At 27.7% G+C, this 23,049-nt stretch carries 17 protein-coding genes, 3 tRNA genes and 1 rRNA gene; 5 read left to right on the top strand and 16 right to left on the bottom strand.

The genetic code is table 11. The annotated features are described in order from the left end of the window. Window positions 1–20 precede the first annotated feature (20 nt). Window positions 21–317, top strand: coding sequence for an RnfH family protein (locus tag D9V69_RS01260; protein ID WP_158356529.1), 297 nt, complete (start codon window positions 21–23; stop codon window positions 315–317). A 58-nt stretch (window positions 318–375) separates the two neighbouring features. Here D9V69_RS01260 and D9V69_RS01255 read toward each other — a convergent pair whose 3' ends face one another. From D9V69_RS01255 to dnaQ, 5 genes are all read right to left on the bottom strand, one after another. Then, on the bottom strand, window positions 376–918 hold the full coding sequence (locus D9V69_RS01255) for a nucleotide exchange factor GrpE (RefSeq protein WP_158356528.1): 543 nt from the start codon (window positions 916–918) through the stop codon (window positions 376–378). Between the two features lie 91 nt (window positions 919–1,009). After that, on the bottom strand, window positions 1,010–1,480 hold the full coding sequence (gpt, locus tag D9V69_RS01250) for a xanthine phosphoribosyltransferase (RefSeq protein WP_158356527.1): 471 nt from the start codon (window positions 1,478–1,480) through the stop codon (window positions 1,010–1,012). A gap of 104 nt (window positions 1,481–1,584) precedes the next feature. Continuing rightward, window positions 1,585–2,175 carry a D-sedoheptulose 7-phosphate isomerase gene (gene lpcA, locus D9V69_RS01245; RefSeq protein WP_158356526.1) on the bottom strand — a complete coding sequence of 197 codons (591 nt, stop codon included), beginning with the start codon at window positions 2,173–2,175 and terminating at the stop codon, window positions 1,585–1,587. Between the two features lie 116 nt (window positions 2,176–2,291). Then, window positions 2,292–2,365 (bottom strand) — tRNA-Asp (locus D9V69_RS01240). A gap of 73 nt (window positions 2,366–2,438) precedes the next feature. Beyond that, complete coding sequence (gene dnaQ, locus D9V69_RS01235; RefSeq protein ID WP_158356525.1) at window positions 2,439–3,158, bottom strand: DNA polymerase III subunit epsilon; 720 nt, start codon at window positions 3,156–3,158, stop codon at window positions 2,439–2,441. Between the two features lie 47 nt (window positions 3,159–3,205). Here dnaQ and rnhA point away from each other — a divergent pair, with 47 nt between their 5' ends. Together rnhA and gloB are read left to right on the top strand one after the other, a co-directional pair. After that, window positions 3,206–3,700, top strand: a complete 495-nt coding sequence (rnhA, locus tag D9V69_RS01230) for a ribonuclease HI (protein WP_158356524.1) — start codon at window positions 3,206–3,208, stop codon at window positions 3,698–3,700. Between the two features lie 17 nt (window positions 3,701–3,717). Further along, window positions 3,718–4,482 (top strand): hydroxyacylglutathione hydrolase, encoded by a 765-nt coding sequence (gene gloB / locus D9V69_RS01225; protein ID WP_158356523.1) that lies wholly within the window; start codon window positions 3,718–3,720, stop codon window positions 4,480–4,482. Here gloB and D9V69_RS01220 read toward each other — a convergent pair. From D9V69_RS01220 to D9V69_RS01210, 3 genes are all read right to left on the bottom strand, one after another. Beyond that, window positions 4,464–4,536 (bottom strand) — tRNA-Ala (locus tag D9V69_RS01220). The genes gloB and D9V69_RS01220 overlap by 19 nt on opposite strands. A gap of 13 nt (window positions 4,537–4,549) precedes the next feature. Beyond that, window positions 4,550–4,626: transfer RNA gene (locus D9V69_RS01215), tRNA-Ile, on the bottom strand. Between the two features lie 55 nt (window positions 4,627–4,681). Next, window positions 4,682–6,226: ribosomal RNA gene (locus D9V69_RS01210) — 16S ribosomal RNA — on the bottom strand. A 325-nt stretch (window positions 6,227–6,551) separates the two neighbouring features. Between D9V69_RS01210 and argS the strand changes: the two genes are divergently transcribed. After that, window positions 6,552–8,279, top strand: coding sequence for an arginine--tRNA ligase (gene argS / locus D9V69_RS01205; RefSeq protein WP_158356522.1), 1,728 nt, complete (start codon window positions 6,552–6,554; stop codon window positions 8,277–8,279). 110 nt (window positions 8,280–8,389) lie between these two features. Here argS and flhA read toward each other — a convergent pair whose 3' ends face one another. Next, window positions 8,390–10,477 (bottom strand): flagellar biosynthesis protein FlhA, encoded by a 2,088-nt coding sequence (gene flhA, locus D9V69_RS01200; protein ID WP_158356521.1) that lies wholly within the window; start codon window positions 10,475–10,477, stop codon window positions 8,390–8,392. Between the two features lie 4 nt (window positions 10,478–10,481). Continuing rightward, window positions 10,482–11,621, bottom strand: a complete 1,140-nt coding sequence (gene flhB / locus D9V69_RS01195) for a flagellar biosynthesis protein FlhB (RefSeq protein WP_158356520.1) — start codon at window positions 11,619–11,621, stop codon at window positions 10,482–10,484. 209 nt (window positions 11,622–11,830) lie between these two features. Here flhB and D9V69_RS01190 point away from each other — a divergent pair, with 209 nt between their 5' ends. Further along, window positions 11,831–13,552: a proline--tRNA ligase gene (locus D9V69_RS01190; RefSeq protein WP_158356519.1), complete on the top strand. Its 1,722-nt coding sequence runs from the start codon at window positions 11,831–11,833 to the stop codon at window positions 13,550–13,552. A gap of 325 nt (window positions 13,553–13,877) precedes the next feature. Here the strand turns inward: D9V69_RS01190 and dnaE are convergent, their stop codons facing one another. The 6 genes from dnaE to frr form a co-directional block, all read right to left on the bottom strand. Then, window positions 13,878–17,129: a DNA polymerase III subunit alpha gene (gene dnaE, locus D9V69_RS01185; protein ID WP_158356518.1), complete on the bottom strand. Its 3,252-nt coding sequence runs from the start codon at window positions 17,127–17,129 to the stop codon at window positions 13,878–13,880. 22 nt (window positions 17,130–17,151) lie between these two features. Then, window positions 17,152–17,604, bottom strand: coding sequence for a 3-hydroxyacyl-ACP dehydratase FabZ (gene fabZ / locus D9V69_RS01180; RefSeq protein WP_158356517.1), 453 nt, complete (start codon window positions 17,602–17,604; stop codon window positions 17,152–17,154). A gap of 96 nt (window positions 17,605–17,700) precedes the next feature. Continuing rightward, complete coding sequence (bamA, locus tag D9V69_RS01175) at window positions 17,701–20,112, bottom strand: outer membrane protein assembly factor BamA (RefSeq protein WP_158356516.1); 2,412 nt, start codon at window positions 20,110–20,112, stop codon at window positions 17,701–17,703. A gap of 220 nt (window positions 20,113–20,332) precedes the next feature. Then, a complete protein-coding gene (gene uppS / locus D9V69_RS01170) occupies window positions 20,333–21,106 on the bottom strand; it encodes a polyprenyl diphosphate synthase (protein ID WP_158356515.1) in 774 nt (257 codons plus the stop codon). A 62-nt stretch (window positions 21,107–21,168) separates the two neighbouring features. Continuing rightward, the gene (ispC, locus tag D9V69_RS01165; RefSeq protein WP_158356514.1) at window positions 21,169–22,365 is read right to left on the bottom strand and encodes a 1-deoxy-D-xylulose-5-phosphate reductoisomerase; all 1,197 of its coding nucleotides are present in this window, start codon (window positions 22,363–22,365) and stop codon (window positions 21,169–21,171) included. Between the two features lie 90 nt (window positions 22,366–22,455). Continuing rightward, the gene (frr, locus tag D9V69_RS01160; RefSeq protein ID WP_158356513.1) at window positions 22,456–23,013 is read right to left on the bottom strand and encodes a ribosome recycling factor; all 558 of its coding nucleotides are present in this window, start codon (window positions 23,011–23,013) and stop codon (window positions 22,456–22,458) included. Window positions 23,014–23,049 lie beyond the last annotated feature (36 nt).

Raw genomic sequence — 23,049 nt, 5'->3', positions numbered from 1 at the left:
TTTAATACATCTAAAAAATTATGAAGACAATTAAAGTAACAGTGGTGTATGCTTTACCAAATATTCAACATTTTATTGTTGTTTGCATGAACATTGGTGATACTGTAAAAGACAGTATAATTAAATCAAATATAACAAAATTCATGGAAAACAATTCATTATATCATTTGCAAGTTGGAATTTATAATAAAAAGGTATCTTTAAATTCAAAAATAAAAGATGGAGATCGTATTGAAATTTATCGCAATTTAATTGTTGATCCGAAAGAAAGAAGAAGAAAAAAAGTCACACAATCAAAAAAATCTATTTTGAAATAAGACTAATTTTAGATTTAATAAAAATTAAAAAATAATTATTAAATCTAAAATGTGGTTCTTAATTTTTTTTCTGAGACACAACTACCATAGCTGGCCTTAGTAAACGAGTATCATGTAAAATATAACCAGGTTGCATAATACTTACTATTTGATTAGATTCCATTTTATTAGTATAATGGATAGACATAGCTTCATGTATAGATGGACTAAAAGGAACGTTTGTTTCATTAATTTTTTTTATACAAAAATCATTCAAAAAATTATTCAATAAATGTAATATAAAATCTAATTTTTCTTTTAATTTATCAGTAATATCATTAGAAATATTATTACGCACTGAATTTAATGAACGTTCTATATTATCAAAAATTGGAAGAAAATTAATCATTATTTTTTCTAGTGAAAATTTTTTAGATTTATACATTTCTTTATTAAGACGATTAAAAATAGCTGTGGTTTCTTTTTTCAATATATTTTTTTCTTGTATAATTTTTTCTTCAGATATTTTTAATTCTTCTTCTAATTTCTTTATTATATGATCAATTTCTTTATTTTTTAATTCTGTTGTAGTATTGTCTACTTTTTTATCTTCTTTTATCATAAATATATCTCTTGACTTTTTAGGTATGTGCTTATTTTTTATAAAAAATTTTGAACATATTTACGAAAAAATGTCTTTAAAAAATATTTTTTTAAATTTTATAATCTTGAGATAGAGGAGCGATGTAAGATATTGCCATGTCCCAAGGTTGTTCAATCCACACATTTTGAGGAATATCTATAACATAATCATCAACTAATGAACGACCCATAGGTTTTGCAAAAATAGTTACAAAATAAGCTTTAGGATATAAATTTCTTATGATCTTTGCAGTACCGCCAGTATCTACTAAATCATCTACTACAACAGTAGTATATCCATCTTCTTTTGGTTTTTTTATAATTTTTCTATTTTTTTTTAAAAATTCATTGTTATAACTTGCAATACATATTGTATCTACATATCTAATTCCTAATTCTCGTGCTAATAAAGCAGATGGAACTAACCCTCCTCTGCTCACAGCGATAATTTTGTTATAAGAATGCATTTTTAGTAATCGAGTGGCTAATTTTCTAGTATGAATTTGAAGCATATCCCAGGTAACAATGTATTTCTCACTCATAAAAAGAAATTCCGAAACTATCAATAGTATTTATTAAAAAGTGGAAATAAGTTGTAATTATAGGATTGTGATATTTTTAAGTACAAATTATTTAAATATTTTAATTAAATTCTTTTTTTCATTTCATTTTCAATAATTAATATTATGATATGAATAATTTTTATATGTATTTCTTGTATGCGATCTGAATATCCATTGTAAGGAACGCAAATTTCTATATCAGATAATTTTAATTTTTTAGCTTGCCCACCATTATTTCCTGTTAGCAAAATAGTTTTTATATTTTTTTTCTTGGCTTCTTTTATTGCTTCAATAATGTTTAAAGAATTTCCAGAAGTTGAAATTGCTAAGAGAACATCTCCTGAAGATCCTACGCTTTGTATAAATCTTGAAAATACTTGTTCATATCCAAAATCATTTCCTATAGAAGACATATAGCTGATATCAGATATAGATAATGCTGGATAACCAGTTCTTTTTTCTCTATATAAACCAGTTAATTCTTCTGAAAAATGTGCTGCATCACAATTTGAACCTCCATTTCCACAAGATATTACTTTTTTTCCTTGTTTAAAAGATTCTGTAATCAGCATGGCGGCATCTTCAATTTTATTGATTTGTTGTTTGTTTTTTAAAAATTTTTTTAATAATTCCGATGCTTGATTTAGTTCAGATACAATAATTTTTGTATACATAAAGTGAAAATCTTTGATAGTTAAAAAATTAATATTTAACTTTTTAAATTTTTATTGTTATTTGAGTAAAATTTTATATTGAAATAAACTGTATAAGTTATGATAAATATTTTTTTCGGTGCGGACGGGATTCGAACCCGTGACCTCCGGCGTGACAGGCCGATATTCTAACCAACTGAACTACCGCACCTTAAAAAATATAGTACTATTCTACATGCTTTAAAAAATGAGTCAATATTCTTTTTTAAAAATTTGTTAAAAAATTAATTCCATAAACATATATGGTTCTTTTTCAAAAATGCTAAATATTGTTTATGTGCCGTCATTTCTACTTCTGTAGTTTTCAATATTTTCAAAGAAGATTTTTTAAAAATTTTCTTTTTCTTGTTTTTTGTTGAGATTTTTTTTTTGTTAGTTTCTGTGTTTACAAACATTGACTCTTGACCACCAGTCATTAAAAGATATAATCTACCTAAAAGATGAGCATCTAAAATAGCACTATGCAAATCTCTTGGAGATTTTTTAATTTTATAACGGATACATAGAGCATCTAAAGTGTTTTTTTTGCCAGGAAATAATTTCCTAGCGACTTTTAGTGTATCAATAATTGAACACATGGTATCAAGTGAACCTAATTTTTTATTTAAAAAATGTAGCTCTTGATTTATGAAGCCTACATCAAACATAGCATTGTGGATAATTAATTCAGAATCTTGAATATATTTTAAAAACTGGTCTGCAATATCTTTAAAACATGGTTTATCAGATAAAAAATTATCAGTAATGCCGTGTACTTTCAATGCTTCAGAATCTATTTTTCTATCAGGTTTAATATATACATGAAAATTATTTCCTGTGAAACGACGTTGAATAATTTCAACAGCTCCAATTTCTATTAATCTGTGATTAACATAAGGTTCTTTATAAAAATTCATACCGGTTGTCTCAGTATCTAATGCTACAATTCTTTTTTTTGTATTCATAATGTTATCATTTAAAAATAGGATCTTAGTTTTAGAATGGATTAATTATGTTTAAAAAAATTCAAATGTTTACAGATGGATCTTGTTTAGGAAATCCTGGTTCTGGAGGATATGGAACTATCTTGCGTTATAAGTTACATGAAATAACGTTGACATCTGGTTTTTATTTAACAACTAATAATAGAATGGAACTAATGGCTGTAATATCAGGATTAGAGTCGCTTAATCAGTCATGTTTCGTTGAAATTACAACGGATAGTTTATACGTTAAAAAGGGAATTTTAGATTGGATGCCAATATGGAAAAAAAAAGAATGGAAAACCACTAAAAATCAGCCAGTAAAAAATATAGATTTGTGGTTACGGATTAATGCAGTTTTAAAAAAACATTCCGTAAATTGGCTTTGGATTAAAGCTCATATCGGTCATATAGAGAATACAAGATGTGATCAGATTGCACGTAAATCTGCTCAAAATCCTTCTTATCAAGATTTTTATTATGAAAAAAACCAATTTTTAAAATCACTGAAAAATCATTTTTAAAAAGTAAAATACATAATATGATATTAAATAAAATAACTATATTAAAAGATAATTATGTTTGGATTCTAAATGACAGCAATAATAACTGTATAATTATTGATCCTGGTTTATCTTATCCTGTATTTAAACAATTAGAAAAAAAACAATTGTTTCCAGTTGCCATTTTGTTAACTCATAATCATATAGATCATATTGGAGGTGTGAAAGATATTAAAAAAAAATTCCCTAAAATAATGATTTTTGGATCTAATAAAACAAAACAAAATTGTGTCAATAAAATTGTAAAACATTGCGAAATATTAAATATTTTAGATAAAAAATTTTATGTTTTTTACACTCCTGGACATACAAAATATGATGTTACATACTATCATCGTCCTTATATTTTTTGTGGGGATACCGTGTTTTCAGGAGGATGCGGTCGTGTTTACAAAATGCAATATGTACAAATGTATAATTCTATAAAATTGATTTCATCTTTTCCAAACGAAAGTATGATCTGTTGTGCTCATGAATATACTTTGTCTAATTTAGAATTTTCTCTGTCTATATTACAAGAAGGATGTATTAAGGATGATTATAAAAAGATAAAAGCACTATTAATGCATGGCTCTTTACCTCTTCCATCTTCCATATTATTTGAAAAAAGTTTTAATTTATTTTTTAGATTGAATGAAAATTTTTTAAAAGAATTAATAGGATTGGATCAATATAGTTCAGATTTAGACGCTTTTATTAAGCTAAGATTAAAAAAAGATTTATTTGGAGCTAAGCGGGATTGAACCGCTGACCTCCTGCGTGCAAGGCAGGCGCTCTCCCAGCTGAGCTATAGCCCCAGATGATTTTTCATGGTAGGCCTGAGTGGAATTGAACCACCGACCTCACCCTTATCAGGGGTGCGCTCTAACCATCTGAGCTACAAGCCTTCTAATTTTTTATTAAATAATTTGTGTGGGCACTTTCTAAAAAAGTATAAATTTTTAAGGAGGTGATCCAACCGCAGGTTCCCCTACGGTTACCTTGTTACGACTTCACCCCAGTCATGAATCACAAAGTGGTAGGCGCCTTCTTTTTATGGTTAGGATACCTGCTTCTTTTGCAACCCACTCCCATGGTGTGACGGGCGGTGTGTACAAGGCCCGGGAACGTATTCACCGTGGCATTCTGATCCACGATTACTAGCGATTCCGACTTCGTGGAGTCGAGTTGCAGACTCCAGTCCGGACTACGATTTACTTTATGAGGTTTGCTTGTCTTTGCAGATTTGCTTCTCTTTGTATAAACCATTGTAGCACGTGTGTAGCCCTGGTCGTAAGGGCCATGATGACTTGACGTCGTCCCCACCTTCCTCCGGTTTATAACCGGCAGTCTCCCCTGAGTTCCCGGCCTAACCGCTGGCAAAAGGGGATAAGGGTTGCGCTCGTTGCGGGACTTAACCCAACATTTCACAACACGAGCTGACGACAGCCATGCAGCACCTGTCTCACAGTTCCAAAAGGCACTTTTTTATTTCTAAAAAATTCTGTGGATGTCAAGACCAGGTAAGGTTTTTCGCGTTGCATCGAATTAAACCACATGCTCCACCGCTTGTGCGGGCCCCCGTCAATTCATTTGAGTTTTAGCCTTGCGGCCGTACTCCCCAGGCGGTCGACTTAACGCGTTAGCTTCGGAAATCACTTCTCTTGGAAACAACCTCCAAGTCGACATCGTTTACGGCATGGACTACCAGGGTATCTAATCCTGTTTGCTCCCCACGCTTTCGCACCTCAGTGTCAGTGTTCGTTTAGGAGGCCGCTTTCGCCACAGGTATTCCTCCAGATATCTACGCATTTCACCGCTACACCTAGAATTCTACCTCCCTCTACGAGACTCTAGTTTTTCAGTTTCAAATGCAGTTCCTAAGTTAAGCTTAGGGATTTCACATCTGACTTAAAAAACCACCTACGCGCTCTTTACGCCCAGTAATTCTGATTAACGCTTGCACCCTCCGTATTACCGCGGCTGCTGGCACGGAGTTAGCCGGTGCTTCTTCTGCGGGTAACGTCAGGAAATAAAAGTATTATTTTTATTTTTTTCCTCCCCGCTGAAAGTACTTTACAACCCTAAGGCCTTCTTCATACACGCGGCATAGCTGCATCAGGCTTTCGCCCATTGTGCAATATTCCCCACTGCTGCCTCCCGTAGGAGTCTGGACCGTGTCTCAGTTCCAGTGTGGCTGGTTATCCTCTCAGACCAGCTAGAAATCGTAGCCTTGGTAGGCTATTACTCTACCAACAAGCTAATTTCGTCTGGGCTCATCCAAAAGCATGAGGCCAAAAGGTCCCCCACTTTGGTTTTACAACATTATGCGGTATTAGCTACCATTTCTAGTAGTTATCCCCCTCTTTTGGGCAGATTCCCAGATATTACTCACCCATTTGCCGCTCGCCGACAAGAAAGCAAGCTTTCTTTTCGCTGCCGCTCGACTTGCATGTGTTAGGCTTGCCGCCAGCGTTCAATCTGAGCCATGATCAAACTCTTCAATTGAAAATCATTTTCTTAAAGAAAGAATCTTTAAGATTTTAAAACAAAAAAAACAATTTTGTACTTAATTTTCGGTGCCCACACAAATTATTTAATATATTTTTAAAGAGCGATGTTAATTTTTTTAAACTTTAATAAAAGGTTACATTTTTTTTATATTTTTGTCAACATTTTTATATAAAATATTTTATATAATATATTTCACCATAAGATTGAGTATATATATATAAAATATATAATATGTTCTTATGAACAATATAAAATAATTTTAATCAATATTCAATAATTTCATATAACACATTTTCACAAAGAAAGGTTGATAAAAAAAATGAATTTAAAAGAGATCATTAAAAAAGATATACAAAAAATTCTAGTAAATATCAATTTAAAAAGCACATGCGATCCAATTATTAAATTAAATAAAAAAATAAATTTAGGTCATTACCAAATTAATAATTTAATTAAAATATCCAATGAATTAAATTTAACCACTTCAGACTTAGCGAATAAAATTATATCTAATATAAAAAATAATAATATTTATAAAAAAATCACTTTTTCTAAACCAGGATTCATTAATTTTTTTATTTGCAAAAAATTTTTATCTCAAGAATTAGAAAAAATTTTCTTTTCATCTCGACTTGGAATACAACGTGTTAAACCAAAAAATATAGTTGTAGATTATTCATCTCCGAACGTTGCAAAAGAAATGCACGTTGGTCATTTACGTTCAACAATCATTGGTGATGTCACAGTTCGTGTGTTAAATTTTTTAGGACACAACGTTATCAAAGCCAATCATATTGGAGATTGGGGGACACAATTTGGTATGTTGATAGCATATCTAAAAGAAAAAAATATCAAAAATATTGATGTTTCTTTATCTAAACTCGAACATTTTTACTGCAAGGCAAAAAAAAAATACGATATAGATCAATCTTTTGCAGAAAAATCTAGAAAATATGTGTCAAAATTACAAAAAGGAGATCAACATTGTTATAGAATCTGGAGAAAAATAGTATCTATTACCATGTCTGAAAATTATAAAATATACAAAAAACTCAATGTAACGCTAAACAATCATGACACTATGGGAGAAAGTTTATATAGTAATATGCTCCCTAATATTGTACAAGACTTAAAAAATAAAAAAATAGCTATAGAAAAAAACGGGAGTACAATTGTTTTTTTAAAAGAGTTTAAAAATAGATTAGGCGAATCTATGGGAGTTGTAATTCAAAAAAAAGATCAAGGGTTTTTATATTCTACTACAGATATTGCTTGTTTAAAATATAGATATGAAAAACTACATGCTGATCGCATTATATATTACACTGATTTTCGTCAATATCAACATTTAATGCAAGCTTGGATAATCGCTAAAAAAGCACATTACATACCCGAAAACCTATTGTTTGAACATCATACGTTTGGTATGATGCTTTTAAAAAATAAACGTCCTTTTAAAACACGTGATGGCAACACTATTAAACTAAGCACACTGATTAATGAAGCTGTTGAAAAAGCCAGACAATTAATTAAAAGCAAAAAAACAACTTTTTCTAAAAAACAATTAATTAATTTATCTAATATTATCGGTATTAGCTCAATAAAATATGCCGATTTATCCAAAAATCGTAACACTGATTATATATTTGATTGGAACAAAATGTTAAGTTTTGAAGGCAATACAGCTCCTTATATACAATATGCTTATACACGAATTACTTCTGTAATAAAAAAATCTTCGATTCCTACAAAAAATATTAAGGAAAAAATTATTTTAAAAACAGAAAATGAAATCAATTTAACCATTAAAATATTAGAGTTTGAAGAAATTATTACATCTATAGCTCAAAAAGGAACTCCTCATATAATGTGTCAATATCTTTATGAACTTGCCACATGTTTTTCTCATTTTTATGAAAATTGTTCAATACTGTTTGCAAAAACAATAAAGATTCAAAAAAGCAGATTAAAAATATCTATTTTAACAGCAAAAACATTAAAAAAAGGACTTAATATGCTTGGCATTAAAACGGTAAAAAAAATGTAATTACACATTCAAAAAATAGACAGGTGGGATATAATATAATACTAACAGTGTACTACTTACAACCACACCAAATTCTATTAAAACTCATTGATAAAATTATAAAAAATTTTTTAATTTCCAATAATATTGGTCATTTTTATGGTTGTGATGTCTACTAATTCAAACTGAGATAAAACAGTTAATTCTGGAAAATGGTGTCTTAAAAATCTAGATAAAAAATATCGAAGAGGATGACTGACTAACAAAACAAGAGGAGAACCAATTGATGACTGTTTCTGCATTGCTTCTTTCGTTTTTAGCAATAAACTTTGAGATAACTGAGGTTCTATAGTATTAGTACCGCTTTTTATAGTATTTAACAATATTTGCTCTAAATTCGATTCTAACCCTATAACTTCAATAACATGGCTTTTATGAAACAATTTTTGTACAATAATTTTTCTTAAAGCAATTCGTACTATGGCAGTAAGTTCATTTGGATCTTTTTGAATATCTGCATGTTCCGATAACGTTTCTAAAATAGTTCTCATGTCTCGTATTGGAACGTTTTCTAATAATAAATTTTTTAAAACTTTATGAAAATTTGTTAAATTTATTATATTTGGAATTAAATCCTCTGTTAATTTTGGCATTGCTATAGAGACATGATCTAATAGTTGTTGAGTTTCTTGACGACCAAATAATTCCTCAACATGATTAGAAATTAAGAAATGTATATGTGTAGAAATAACAGTACTAGATTCTATTACAGAATAACCCCTTTTTTGTGCTTCATGCTTAAAATCTTTATCGATCCAATATCCAGATAATCCAAAAGTAGGTTCATATACTTTTTCAAACGGCAACGGTTCTGTTTTTCTTCCAGAATCAATTGCCATAAAACGATCATAAAAACAAGTTCCTTGTCCTACTTCTACCCCTTTAATTAGAACACGATAATCATTTTCTGATAAACTCATATTATTTTTAACATGAATTAATGGAGGCAAAAATCCAAGTTCTTGAGCGATTTTTTTGCGAACTATACGAATTTTATCAAGAAGATCTGATTTATCATTCATATCAATCATTGATGTGAGATTATATCCCACCTCGATTCTTATTGGATCTTCTAATTCAACATCATTCCAAGATGCTTCAGAAATAGAATCTTGTATTGTTTTATATTCTTGATTAGATTGAAATAAATTATTTTCTGATGAATATTTTCTTTGATATAACCACCAAGAAAAAGCAAACAAGAATGTTGTAAACACCAAAAATATAACATTTGGCATTCCAGGCACTAATCCTAAAACACCTAAAACCATAGCGCTTAATACAATCACTTGAGGATTATAAAATAATTGACTAATCATTTGTTCTCCAACATGTTGATTTGTACTAACACGTGTCACAATAACACCTGCTGCCGTAGAAATAACTAAGGCAGGAATTTGTGCAACTAAACCATCTCCAATAGTTAACAACGTGTATACTTCTGCTGCAGTTTTTAAAGGCATATGATGTTGAAATAAACCAATGATTAAACCTCCAAATATATTCAAAATCATTATTAAAATACCAGCAATAGCATCACCTCGAACAAATTTACTAGCGCCATCCATAGAACCATAAAAATCAGCTTCTTGCGTTATTTTTATACGTCTTTTTTTAGCTTTTTCTTCGCCAATTAAACCAGCATTTAAATCGGCATCAATAGCCATCTGCTTTCCAGGCATAGCGTCTAATATAAAACGCGCACCTACTTCTGCAATACGACTAGCGCCTTTGGTGATAACTATGAAGTTAATAATAACTAAAATTATAAATACAACTATGCCAATAGCAAAATTGCCGCCTACTAAAAAATGACCAAAAGATTCGATTACTCGTCCTGCTGCACTCGTTCCAATATGACCATTTAAGAAAACAATACGAGTAGAAGCTACGTTTAAAGCTAAACGTAATAAAGTAGAAAAAAGTAAAATAGTTGGAAAAGCAGTAAACTCTAAAGTGTGACGAGTAAACATTGAAACAAGTAAAATAATTATTGATAAAGCAATATTAAAAGTAAACAAAATATCTAATACAAACGGCGCCAACGGCAAAATCATCATTGCTAAAATCATTAGAATTAATATAGGTCCGGCAAGTATTTGCCATTGAGATATTTTAAATTTTTTTATAACGTGAAAAAGAGAAGAAAAATTAATCATTATTTTAGCGATCTCCTTTGAAATTCAACTCTGATGGAACTAATATATTTTTAGGTTTTTCAGGAAAAACTCCACCTTCTTTTTTCCATTTTTTAACTTTCCAAACCCATGCTAAAACCTCTGCAACAGCTTTATAAAGAGGTCCAGGAATATATTGTCCTATATCAGAATAACGATATAATGAACGAGCTAAAGATGGCGCGGAAATTATAGAGATTTTATTTTGCATAGCTAACATTTGTATTTTTAAAGCTACAGCACCCACGCCTTTGGCAATCACTTTAGGTGCATGCATATTTTGTTCATCATATTTCAATGCAACCGAATAATGTATGGGATTAACGATTACTACATCTGCTTTAGGTATGTCTAACATCATTCTTCTACGTACAGAAGCTTTCATTTCTTGACGAATTCGAACCTTAATACTCGGATTGCCTTCTTTTTCTCTAAATTCATCTTTGACTTCTTGATGAGTCATTTTTAATTGCTTATAATATTTGAATTGTTGCAAACACACATCGAATAACGCAACAGGAATCAGTCCAAATATAATGACAGTACAACAATTAAAAAGGATTTTAAAACCATGTAACAAAGAAGATGAAAAATTTTCATAAATCAAAACTGACATTTCAGACACTGAAGTATATAAATACCAATAAGAAAGGCTCATTATCAAAACGAGCTTTATTGTTATTTTAATGAATTCTATTATTGTTTCAATAGCAAATATTCTTTTTATACCATTCAACGGATTCAGTTTATTAAAGCTACAATGTAATGATTGAAAATTCATTGCGATACCACTTAAAAAAATAGGTGGTATTAATACTACACATAATAAAACTACAAAAAATGGAAAAAATATCAACGATATTTCTTTTAAATAAGTCAAAAAATTTAATAAATTGTAATCATTGTTTAAAATAATCTTTTTATCGAAAGAAAAACTATCAGACATTATTTTTATCAATCTGGATACAATAGAATCTTTGTACCACCATAAAGTTATAAATCCAAAAAATAAAATCAACAAAGAATTTAATTCTCGAGAATATTTAGTTTTTCCTGTTTTTCTAAATTTTTTAATGCGATGTTCAGTGGGGTTTTCTGTTTTCTCTTCGTTTACATTATGATTCATTTTAAATACTTTCAACCGCTTTTTAATTCATAAAAAAAATATTAAACCTCTCTATGACAAAAAAAACAAGTGAATTTTTTCAAAACATCGAATTTCAAGCTAACTAATACATATTTTCAAAAATAAATGATTTTAAAAAATAATTTGTATATATAATATATTATAACTATATTTTTTAATAAAAAAATCATTTTCTGAGACATTAATCAATGCGTACAAGTAAATATTTATTATCAACTGTAAAAGAAACACCTGATGATGCAAAAATTATTAGCCATCAATTAATGATAAGAAGTGGTATGATTAGAAAAATATCCTCAGGTGTATATGTTTGGCTGCCTACCGGAATTAGAGTAATACGAAAAATAAAAAGCATTATCAAAACTGAAATGAACAAAATTGAATCATTAGAAATATCTATGCCGATTATTCAACCTGAATATTTATGGAAAAAAAGCGGAAGATTACATGCATATGGAGAAGAACTATTAAAATTTTCTGATCGCCACAAAAATCAATTTATTTTAGGCCCTACTAACGAAGAAGTTGTAACTGATTTTATAAAAACAGAAATCCATTCTTACAAAGAACTACCTTTAATTGTATATCAAATACAAACAAAATTTCGTGACGAAATACGACCTCGTTTTGGAGTAATACGAGCGCGTGAATTTATAATGAAAGATGCTTATTCTTTTCATTCTGATAAACAATGTTTAAAAAACACGTATAATAAATTTTATCATTCTTATATTAATATCTTTAACAAAATAAAATTAAATTTTTCTGTTGTACAAGCTGATTCAGGATCTATGGGTGGAAATATATCGCATGAATTTCAAGCGTTTTCTAAAAACGGAGAAGATGAAGTGGTTTTTTCAAAAAACGGTTCGTATTCGTCAAATATAAATTCAGCACAATGTTTAGAAACGATTGATTTTTTAAAAAATAAAAATTCTATCAGCACAACAAACAAAATCAGCACTCAAAAATCAATTATACATGCTAAATACCTAAAAAAGTCAAGCCCAAATAAAATTAAAACTATTTTAGTTAAAACCAATATAAATAATATTAATTCGATCGCAGCCATATTACTCTGTGAACATCATGAATTAAACTTTTTTAAAATTGAAAAAATCAAGATTTTTCAAAAATCGATAGTGTTACTTAATGAAGAAGAAACCATAAAATTTTCTGGAGTATCTAGAGAATTTTTAGGACCTATAGGATTAAATATACCAATTATTGTTGATATTTCTGCATATAAAATGAAAAATTTTACTATTGGTGCGAACCTGTATAATCATTTTTTTATTAATGTTAATTGGAATGATGTAGTTATTTTAAAAGTTTTAGATATAAGAAAAGTTACAAAAAAAGATATTAGTCCTGATGGTTCGGGATATTTAAGCATAGAAAAAAGTATTGAAATAGGACATATATTTCAATTAGAAAAAAGTTATTCTAAAAAGATGAATGCGAGTATTGCATTAAAAAATGGAAATCAAGAAAATGTATACATGGGTTGTTATGGAATAGGAATTTCTCGTATTATAGCAACAGTGATTGAACAAAATCATGATTCACATGGTATTATTTGGCCAGATTCGATTGCACCTTTTGAAGTGGTTATTTTACCTATTAATATGAATAAATACAAAGAAGTTGAAAAATTTTCAAACTCATTGTATCAAGAATTAAAAAAACAAAAAATAGATGTCATACTAGATGATCGAAATTTAAGACCAGGTGTTATGTTTCATCAAATGGATTTAATAGGTATTCCGCATCAAATTATTATTAGTTTTACTTTAATTAACAATAAAAATGTAGAATATCGTGATAGAAAACACAAAAAAACTATTTTTGTAAATATAACAAAAACAGTCGATTTTATTCTTAACAAACTTAAAAAAAAACAAAAATAATTTTTTAATTATTAATATAATTTAATACTTTTTATAAACATTTTTCTTTAACAAAATAACTCGCTGTTTTATTGCTGTTTTATTATAAAACATGTATGCGAGTTATCCACTCAAAAGATAAATAATTAAGGAAATTACAGATTGATACTTCTTATTTTAATAACTAATGTTTGTTTATTTACATAAGTATATTTGATAAATAATAGATAATTATTTATTGTTCCATTTTGAAGTAAAGTTTTTAATATTCTATTATATCAATCAAAAAAAAATTATTAAGGATACAAAAAAATTATTCAAAAAAACTTTTATGCTTTTAAATAAATCAATTTTTTATATGTGTTGTTCTTATCATATTTAAATCCATCAGATACAAGGCTGTCATGCTAACATTTTTATTGACAAATTTTGTATTTATCGTTCCCTTGACAAATAAAAGATCGTGTATTTTTAATATTGATTCATATTGATTTAACAACTTTTTAAATATCACTACTTCTAATCGACTAGTTTTATCGTCTAATATTAAAATAGCCATACGATCATTATTTTTAGTTTTTTTTATTTTAATAGAAATTATAATTCCTGCTACCAAAATAATTTTATTTTTAATTATTTTTAATTTTGAAAACGTTATATTGCCCAAATACTTTTTTAATTCTTCTGCATAATCATTAATCGGATGATCAGTAAGATAAAATCCTAATACTTCATATTCATTATGAAAGTTATTTTTTTTTACTGTAGCAGTATTGATGACATTTTTTTTTCTTATTTTATATACTTCATTTTTAAAAACTCCAAAAAGACTATCTTGTTTAAAATTTTTAATTTTTATTACTTCTTTTGAAGTCTTTAAAGCATCATTAATCGAATCTAGCAAATGGTCTCTACTCTCATTAAAACAATCACAGCTTCCAGACATTATTAATTTTTCTAACACTCTTCGAGTAATTTTACTTGAATCGACACGCATACACAAATCAAACAAACTATGAAAAATACCATTTTTTTCTCGTTCTTTAATAAGATCACATACTGAATTTTCACCTATTCCTTTAATAGCACCCATTCCATAAACTATATTATCTTCTTGGTTAACATAAAATTCATATTGACTTATATTAACATTAGGAGGAATTATATTAACTCCCAGATTAAAAGATTCATAAAACAATATAATAATCTTATCAGTGTTATCTATTTCAGATGTCATAGCAGCAGCCATGAATTCAGCAGGATAATGTGTTTTTAACCACAATGTCTGATATGATAATAATGCATAAGCTACAGAATGAGATTTGTTAAATCCATATCCTGCAAATTTCTCTAACAAGTCAAAAATTTTTCTTGATAATTTTTTATCAATACCATTTTTAAATGCTCCAGATTCGAATATGGCACGTTGTTTTGACATGTCTTTGAAGTTTTTTTTACTCATTGCTCTCCTTAAAATATCTGCGCTCCCTAAAGTATAACCTCCTAAAGTTTGTGCTATTTGCATGACCTGTTCTTGATATAATATAATACCATATGTTGATTTTAATATCGGTTTTAACAATACATGTTGCCATTTACGATCAGGATACGAAATTTGCTCTTTTCCATGCTTACGATTAATAAAATTATCAACCATGCCAGATTGCAAAGGACCTGGTCTAAATAATGCTACTAATGCTATTAAATCTTCAAAACAATCTGGTCTTAATCGTGTAATTAAATCTTTCATGCCATAAGATTCTAATTGAAAAATTGCTGTAGTTGCGGATTGATTTAATAACTGAAAACATTTTTTATCATTGAGAGGAATAAGATTAATGTTTATTAATTCTTCTTGTTGCACTTTCAACTTTTTATTAATCATTTCTACTGAATAATTAATAATAGTTAAGGTACGTAAACCAAGAAAATCAAATTTTACTAATCCTACATGTTCTATATCATTTTTGTCGAATTGTGTAACAGGATTGTTTCCTTGTTCATCAAAATACAAAGGACAAAAATCAGTAATTTTTGTTGGAGAGATGATTACACCACCAGCATGTTTTCCAACATTTCTTTTCGTTCCTTCTAATTTCTTAGAAAGATTTATTAATACTTTTACATCCTCTTCATTTTTATATAGATGAGATAATTCAGGTTCCTTTAAAATAGCTTCATCTAACGTGATTCCAGGATCTAAGGGTATTAATTTAGATAATTTATTGACAAATCCATATGGATAACCTAAAACTCTACCTACATCTCGAACAACTGATTTAGCAGTCATTGTTCCAAAAGTAATGATTTGAGCCACTGATTCTCTACCATATAAATTAGAAACGTGTTCTATAACCTTATCTCGTTTTTCCATACAAAAATCGATATCTAAATCAGGTAAAGAAATACGTTCTGGATTTAAAAAACGCTCAAATAAAAGATCAAAACACAATGGATTGACTTCTGTAATATTTAATGCATATGCTACAAGAGATCCTGCTCCAGAGCCTCTTCCTGGTCCAACTGGTATATTATTTTTTTTCGCCCAATTAATGAATTCCATAACAATTAAAAAATAACTAGGAAATCCCATTTCATTAATTATATTTAATTCCATATCCAAACGAGATATATATTTTTCATAAAGATTTTTGTAATCTTTGTTGTGTACAGAACAAAATACTTGCAATCTTTTTTTGATTCCTTTGTATGCTATTCGAATTAAATATTTTTCAACACTAACATTACCGGTAAAAAATCGAGGCAAAAAGTACTTATTCGCACTAATAAAAACATTGCAACGTTTTGCTATTTCTACACTATTTAAAAGAGCTTCGGGAATGTCAGAAAAAAGACTACACATTTCTAATTCACTCTTAAAAAATTGCTGAGTACTATAATCAGATTGAATTTTTGAATTTTTTAATATTTCTCCTTCATGAATAGCAATTCTAATCTTATGCACTTTAAAATCTTCTTTATTTAAAAAACAAACATTGTTTGTTGCTACAACTGGAATCCCTTTAAAATAGGATAAATCTACAGCTAAATGCAAATACTCTTCTTCGTTATTTCGATTGGTTCGCAATAGTTCTAAATAGTAAGCATTTGGAAAATATTTTTCATAAAAAGATAAACAATTAGATAAAAGAAATTTGTTTCCATGAAGCAAAATTTTTCCAATTTCTCCTTGACAACCTCCAGAGAGCAATATCAATCCTTTGCTTACTTCGGATAACCATTTTTTTTTTATAGTAATGTTATTATTTAAATGTCTAAATTCGTGAGCACGAGAAATTAAAATAACTAAATTTTTATATCCTTCTTGAGTACTAGCTAATAAAGTCACTGTGGTCAATTCATTACTCAACAAGTCAGAAACAAATTTTACAGTAACTCCAATAATAGGTTTCACACCTAATTTATGCGATATATTGTAAAATTTAATAACTCCATATAAATTATTATAATCTGTTATTGCAACAGCTGGCATATTAAATAATACAGATTTTTTAACTATATCCTCAGGACTTGATAATCCATCAACCATTGAATAATCACTATGTACCTGAAGGTGTATAAAATTTGGATCACTCATGATTTTATTTCCAAAAATAAATTTAAAAAACTGTTTTAGAAAAAATTATCGTAGATTTACAAACAATGTTATTTTTTACTATAGCTATATTTTTAAATTTTAAAATCTTTTTATTCACTTCTGACCAAATTACTTCGATTAAAATTTGATCACCAGGAATAACATTTTTTTTAAAACGAACATTATCCATTCCTACAAAATGATATAGCTTATTAATATTTAATTCTCCTGTGCTTTTGTATATTAAAATACCTGAAGCTTGAGCCATCGCTTCAATAATTAATACACCAGGAAAAATGGGATTTTTTAAAAAATGACCTTGAAAAAATGGCTCATTAATTGAACAATTTTTTATAGCTTTTAAACATTTAAAAATTTTAAATGTTATCACTTTGTCAATCATTAAAAATGGATAACGATGAGGTAAAATTTTTAAAATACTTTTAGCATTTACAGAATCATTGATATCTTTCAAACTGTTTACGCCTATTATAAAAATTTAATGCATACTAAATATTTTTAAAAAAAACATATTGATGCAGAAATAGTAGTTTTTAGATCAATTATAATATTACCAATTTTTTCCAATGTTAAATTGAAACGCCTCCAACTGATGATAGTTATTTTTCTGAACCGGAATAGCATAAGAAAAAGCTAATGGACCAATAGGGGAAAACCATTGTAATGAAATACCTATTGAAGCATAAACATCGTTTAAAATATTGTTTTTTAACCACATTAATGAATTTAAATTATTTTTATTATTTTGTTGTGTATCCCAAATATTACCAATGTCAAAAAATATAGAAGACCTTAGAAATTTTGAATATACATGATCTAAAAACGGTATTGGTGTAATTAACTCTAAATTGGCAACAACAGTAGAGTTTCCACCAATAGAATCGATTGATTCACATAAATTGTCATGTTCATATCCAGTACAATTGTGTGCATCATCGAGATTATAAACTGTTTTCGGCCCTATAGTATGAGGTTGAAATCCACGAATATTGTTGACACCAGTCACAGAAAAATTTTCATAAAACGGTAACTTATCTCCGTTAAAACTGTTTCCTATACCCATATGAAGATGACTTAAAAATATTAATTCTTTTGCTTTATTCAATGGTAAATATACTTCACTATCTAGTATTATTTTATAAAAATTATTATCAGAACCAGGAATAGTATTTTTTCCACTGACATAAGTCTGATTACCATCAATAGGAAAATAACGATACTGAAGACTATCATATATCCAAGAATAGTTTATGGTAAAGTCATTAACTGAATTAGTTTGCAAAAACTTCGTATTCCATTCATTATTGTTCGATAAAGATTTTTTTGCTGTATTATTTTCATTAAAAATTCCATTATGGCTGTATCCAAATCCAAAATTTATCTTATTATAATCATTTAGTGGTAATCCAAAATTACTTTCAAATCCATAAGTATTTTTTGTAACATTGGTCATACCATTTAAATTATATTTAAAATCATTATAAAAAAATCTAGTATTTAAATCAGTTGTATTAAAAATAAAATAAGGAAAAATCATAGAAACATCAGCATATTGTTGATTATTATTTTTAATAATAGTTGATTTAAAAGAATTTCCAGAACCTAAAAGATTATCTTTAGAAAAAGATGTATTAAAACTAACACCGCTATCCATGCCATATCCTAAACCAAAATTGATAGATCCAGTAGGTTGTTCTTTTACTTGATATATAATATCTACTTGATTAGAAGTATTGAATACATGATTTTTAATAATTTGTACATCACTAAAAAATTTTGTTTTTTCTAACAATTTTTTTCCAGAATCGATCAGTTTTGAATTAACATATCTCCCTTCTATTTGTTTTATTAATCTTCTTAATACCTGATCTTGAGTAGATCGATTTCCTATAAATTGAATTTTTCTTACAAAAAATCGTTTTTTAATATCAATATTAAAATGGATGATAATTTTTTTAGATTTATGATTCACTTCTGGATCAATACTGACTTCTGCATCAATATAGCCATATTCAGATAAACGTTGTTTTATTCGAATGATTATGTCATCTAATTTATCTTTATTATACAATTCGTTTTTATCAATTTTAATCATATTTTCAATTAAATTTTTGTAAGAAAGTAAATTGCCATTTACAAAAAACTTTGAAATTCTATATTGCTCTCCTTCAAAAACATTTATTTTAATGTTAACACCATGTTGATTATTAACATTATTAACATAATCTATTTTGCTTTTATTTATCTGAAAATAAAAATATCCTTGACTTAAATAAAAATTATGCAATTTATTCAAACTGTGATCAAAAAATTTAGGAGAATAAAAAAAATTATCAAAAACATTCCACCAAGAATGATCTTGTTTTAATTGAAATAATGAAATAATTTTTGTTTTAGGAAAACTCTTAACGCCTAAAACTTCAATGTTGTTAATTTTTATTGGTAAACCTTCATCAATGAGTATTTTTAAATTAACTCGATTATAAGTAGAAAAACTTTTCAAAATTTTAACATGCGATTTATATCGTCCAAGATCTTCATAAGCATGATGTATCGTTTTAATAAACATCTCAGCTATCGAAGGATTAAACACATGATTTTTTTCGATATGCAATTTAGTTAAATATTTTTTTAACGCATTATTATTAATAATTGTGTTTCCTGAGAAGAGAACATCGGCAATGATAGGTCTTTCATATACATGAAAAACAATTTTATCTTTTGATAAAAACACTTGAATATCTTCAAATCTTCCAGTTTTAAACAAAGATTTTATACTGCTCTTAATGTCATCATTGGATACTGTACTACCAACATGAAACTGTATATTATTTAAAAGTTCATTTTTGGAATAATTCTTTAATCCTGTAAATTCAATATCTTTAACAAACCATATGTTTTTAGCATATACAAAAGTACTAAAAATCATTAAAAAACACATAAAAAATTTTTTTATTAACATTATTATTAAAATTTTTCCTAAAAAACATTGTGTTTTATACAAAATAAACAATTTTACACAACGAATATAATTAAAAAATAAAAATTAAAAAGCTTAATATTTTTTTCAATGTATATATTATCTCTCCTAATATAAATTAAATATTTTAATAAAAAATTTTGAAAATTGTTGGTGACATTATACGATGAATACATAAACTTGATTTATTAAACAATTACAATTATTTTTTAAAAAAATTTTCTTGATGAATGTCTGTACCACCTCCAAAACGACGTTCTCTAGATATAAAAAAATCTATAGCATGTTGAAAAATATGTTGATTAAAATCAGGCCATAAAACATCTGTAAAATATAATTCTGCATAAGCAATTTGCCATAATAAAAAATTACTAATTCTCTTTTCTCCTCCTGTTCTGATAACTAAGTCTACCGGTAATAAATGACTAGTGGATAAACACTGCGAAAAAGTATCCTCTTTAATTTCATTGATTTTTAAATCTCCTCTTTGCACTTTACTAATAATTTTTTTAACACTTTGAATTATATCCCATCTTCCACCATAATTGGCTGCAATGTTTAAAATCAAACCATTGTGATGCATAGTTTCAATTTCTGCTTCATTTATTTTATTTTGTAACGTTGTCTCAAAACATGTTTTATCACCAATTATATTTAATTTTATGTTATATTTTTTTAGATTAAAAATTTCAGTTTCCAATGCAAAAAAAAAGAGTTTCATCAATCCATTTACTTCAAATTTTGAGCGAGTCCAATTTTCGCTGCTAAAAGTATATAATGTTAATATTTTGATGTTATTAACGATAGAAAATTTGACTGCTTTTTTTACTGCTTGAAAACCTTCTTGATGTCCAAAAATAGACATTTTTCTTTTTTTATAAGCCCAACGTCTATTACCATCCATAATGATCGCTACATGATGAGGGTATTCTTTTTTATACTGATTTGTATCTTTTAATGAAAATTGATAAATCATAATATCTATAAATTTCTCTTAAAAAAAGAATTACAAAAAAAATTCTTAATGATATAATGAACTCAAAATGATAAAGATGATACTTTTTTCATTGCTAATACTCTTGAAATTCTATCAATTTCTAAAATATCTTCAATACACTGCGGATCTGAAAAACAAGAAGACGTTAATGTTTCGATATTTACTATAAAAATCTTATCAAAAGAAATTTTAAAATCAAGAAAAGACTGAACTGCAATCTCATTCGCTGCATTTAAAACCGTCATTGCAGCTTGTCCTTCAGAGAATGCATCAATAGCTAATTTAAGACATGGAAATTTAATTAAATCCGGCTCAAAAAATGACAATGTTTTTTGTTTAAAAAAACTTAAAAAATCAGATTTAGAATGAATACGTTTTGGCCAAGAAAGCGCATACAAAATAGCAATTTTTATATCAGGAATTGATAGTTGCGCCAACACTGATCCATCACAATACTGAACCATAGAATGAACGATTGATTCTGGATGAATTAAAATTGTCATTTCTGAATGTGATGCATTAAACAATAATCTTGCTTCAGCGTATTCTAAACCTTTATTCATCATGGTAGCAGAATCTACTGATATTTTTTTACCCATTGACCAGTTTGGATGAATACACGCTTGATTTGGAGTAACATGTGATAAATCAGGGATAGAAAATTTGTAAAACGGACCTCCAGAACCTGTTAAAATAATATTTTTTATACCATGTGTTTTTAAAGCAGATACACCTAAATTTTCTTGTATTTTTAAAGGTAATAACTGAAAAATAGCATTGTGCTCGGTATCAATAGGAATAATTTTAGCCTTACTAGAAGTCAGCTCTTTCATAAATAAAGAGCCACATGTAATTAGCGATTCTTTATTAGCTAACAATATAGTTTTACCCGATCTTATTGCTGATAATGTTGGCAATAAACCTGCCATTCCGACAATAGCAGATACTACGTGATCTATTTGAGGTAATGATGCAAGCTTAGAAACTGCAGTAGCACCAAAAAGAACGTGAGTTTTGCTTTGTCTGTCTTGTAGTTCTCTTTGCAATAAATAAGCAGATTTTTTATCGTTCATTGCCACCCAAATAGGAGAAAAAGCTAAACATTGCTTTAATAACATTGTCACGTTTTTGTTTGCGACTAAAGCTACTACTGTAAATAAATCTGGATAACTCTGTATAACTGATAAAGCATTATTACCAACAACGCCAGTAGATCCTAAAATAGTTATGTTTTTCATGAATATTCTTGTTATAAAAAACAAAAAATTATTATTATAAAACTAATACTAAAATGTTAGTTTTAATTACGTTTTGATATTTCTTAAAAACTAAACTTTCATTAGTTCTATTTCTTTCTTTAAAAAAACAGAATCTGTTTTTTTAACATAATCATCTGTCATTTTTTGTATCTTTGTTTGAGCAATGCGTTCTTCATCTTTGCTGATAAATTTTTCTTTAATACATTGTTTTAATTTTTCATTTGCTTCTCTTCGAATATTACGAATGGAAACACGACAAGTTTCAGCGTCGTTTCTAATAACTTTAATTACATTTTTTCTTCTTTCCTCAGTTAAAGCTGGAACTTGAACAAGTATATCTTTACCATGGATTATTGGATTTAAGTCAAGATTAGAATTTAAAATTGCTTTTCTAATAACAGAAGTAATAGAACTGTCAAAAACATTAATTCTCAAAGTATGAGTATCTTCGACAATAATATTAGAAACTTGACGTAAAGACGTTTTAGACCCAAAATATTCAATATAAACTTTGTTTAAAATGGATGGAGATGCTCTTCCTATTCTGATATTTTTAAGAGTACTTTGAAATATTTCAACGGCAGTATTCATTTTTTCATTAGCATGTTTTACAATCTCATTAATCATAGCTGTTACCCATAAAATACTTGACAATTTAAATTA

The sequence above is a fragment of the Buchnera aphidicola (Hyadaphis tataricae) genome (genome assembly GCF_005081445.1).
Classification (GTDB): Bacteria; Pseudomonadota; Gammaproteobacteria; order Enterobacterales; family Enterobacteriaceae; genus Buchnera; species Buchnera aphidicola_AE.
This window is presented reverse-complemented; position numbering and strand designations above follow the sequence as displayed.

Coding starts and splice junctions, on each gene's coding strand:
- D9V69_RS01260 (WP_158356529.1), top strand. CDS start 21: ATGAAGACAATTAAAGTAACAGTGGTGTATGCTTTACCAAATATTCAA.
- D9V69_RS01255 (WP_158356528.1), bottom strand. CDS start 918: ATGATAAAAGAAGATAAAAAAGTAGACAATACTACAACAGAATTAAAA.
- gpt (WP_158356527.1), bottom strand. CDS start 1,480: ATGAGTGAGAAATACATTGTTACCTGGGATATGCTTCAAATTCATACT.
- lpcA (WP_158356526.1), bottom strand. CDS start 2,175: ATGTATACAAAAATTATTGTATCTGAACTAAATCAAGCATCGGAATTA.
- dnaQ (WP_158356525.1), bottom strand. CDS start 3,158: ATGAATACAAAAAAAAGAATTGTAGCATTAGATACTGAGACAACCGGT.
- rnhA (WP_158356524.1), top strand. CDS start 3,206: ATGTTTAAAAAAATTCAAATGTTTACAGATGGATCTTGTTTAGGAAAT.
- gloB (WP_158356523.1), top strand. CDS start 3,718: ATGATATTAAATAAAATAACTATATTAAAAGATAATTATGTTTGGATT.
- argS (WP_158356522.1), top strand. CDS start 6,552: ATGAATTTAAAAGAGATCATTAAAAAAGATATACAAAAAATTCTAGTA.
- flhA (WP_158356521.1), bottom strand. CDS start 10,477: ATGATTAATTTTTCTTCTCTTTTTCACGTTATAAAAAAATTTAAAATA.
- flhB (WP_158356520.1), bottom strand. CDS start 11,621: ATGAATCATAATGTAAACGAAGAGAAAACAGAAAACCCCACTGAACAT.
- D9V69_RS01190 (WP_158356519.1), top strand. CDS start 11,831: ATGCGTACAAGTAAATATTTATTATCAACTGTAAAAGAAACACCTGAT.
- dnaE (WP_158356518.1), bottom strand. CDS start 17,129: ATGAGTGATCCAAATTTTATACACCTTCAGGTACATAGTGATTATTCA.
- bamA (WP_158356516.1), bottom strand. CDS start 20,112: ATGTTAATAAAAAAATTTTTTATGTGTTTTTTAATGATTTTTAGTACT.
- uppS (WP_158356515.1), bottom strand. CDS start 21,106: ATGATTTATCAATTTTCATTAAAAGATACAAATCAGTATAAAAAAGAA.
- ispC (WP_158356514.1), bottom strand. CDS start 22,365: ATGAAAAACATAACTATTTTAGGATCTACTGGCGTTGTTGGTAATAAT.
- frr (WP_158356513.1), bottom strand. CDS start 23,013: ATGATTAATGAGATTGTAAAACATGCTAATGAAAAAATGAATACTGCC.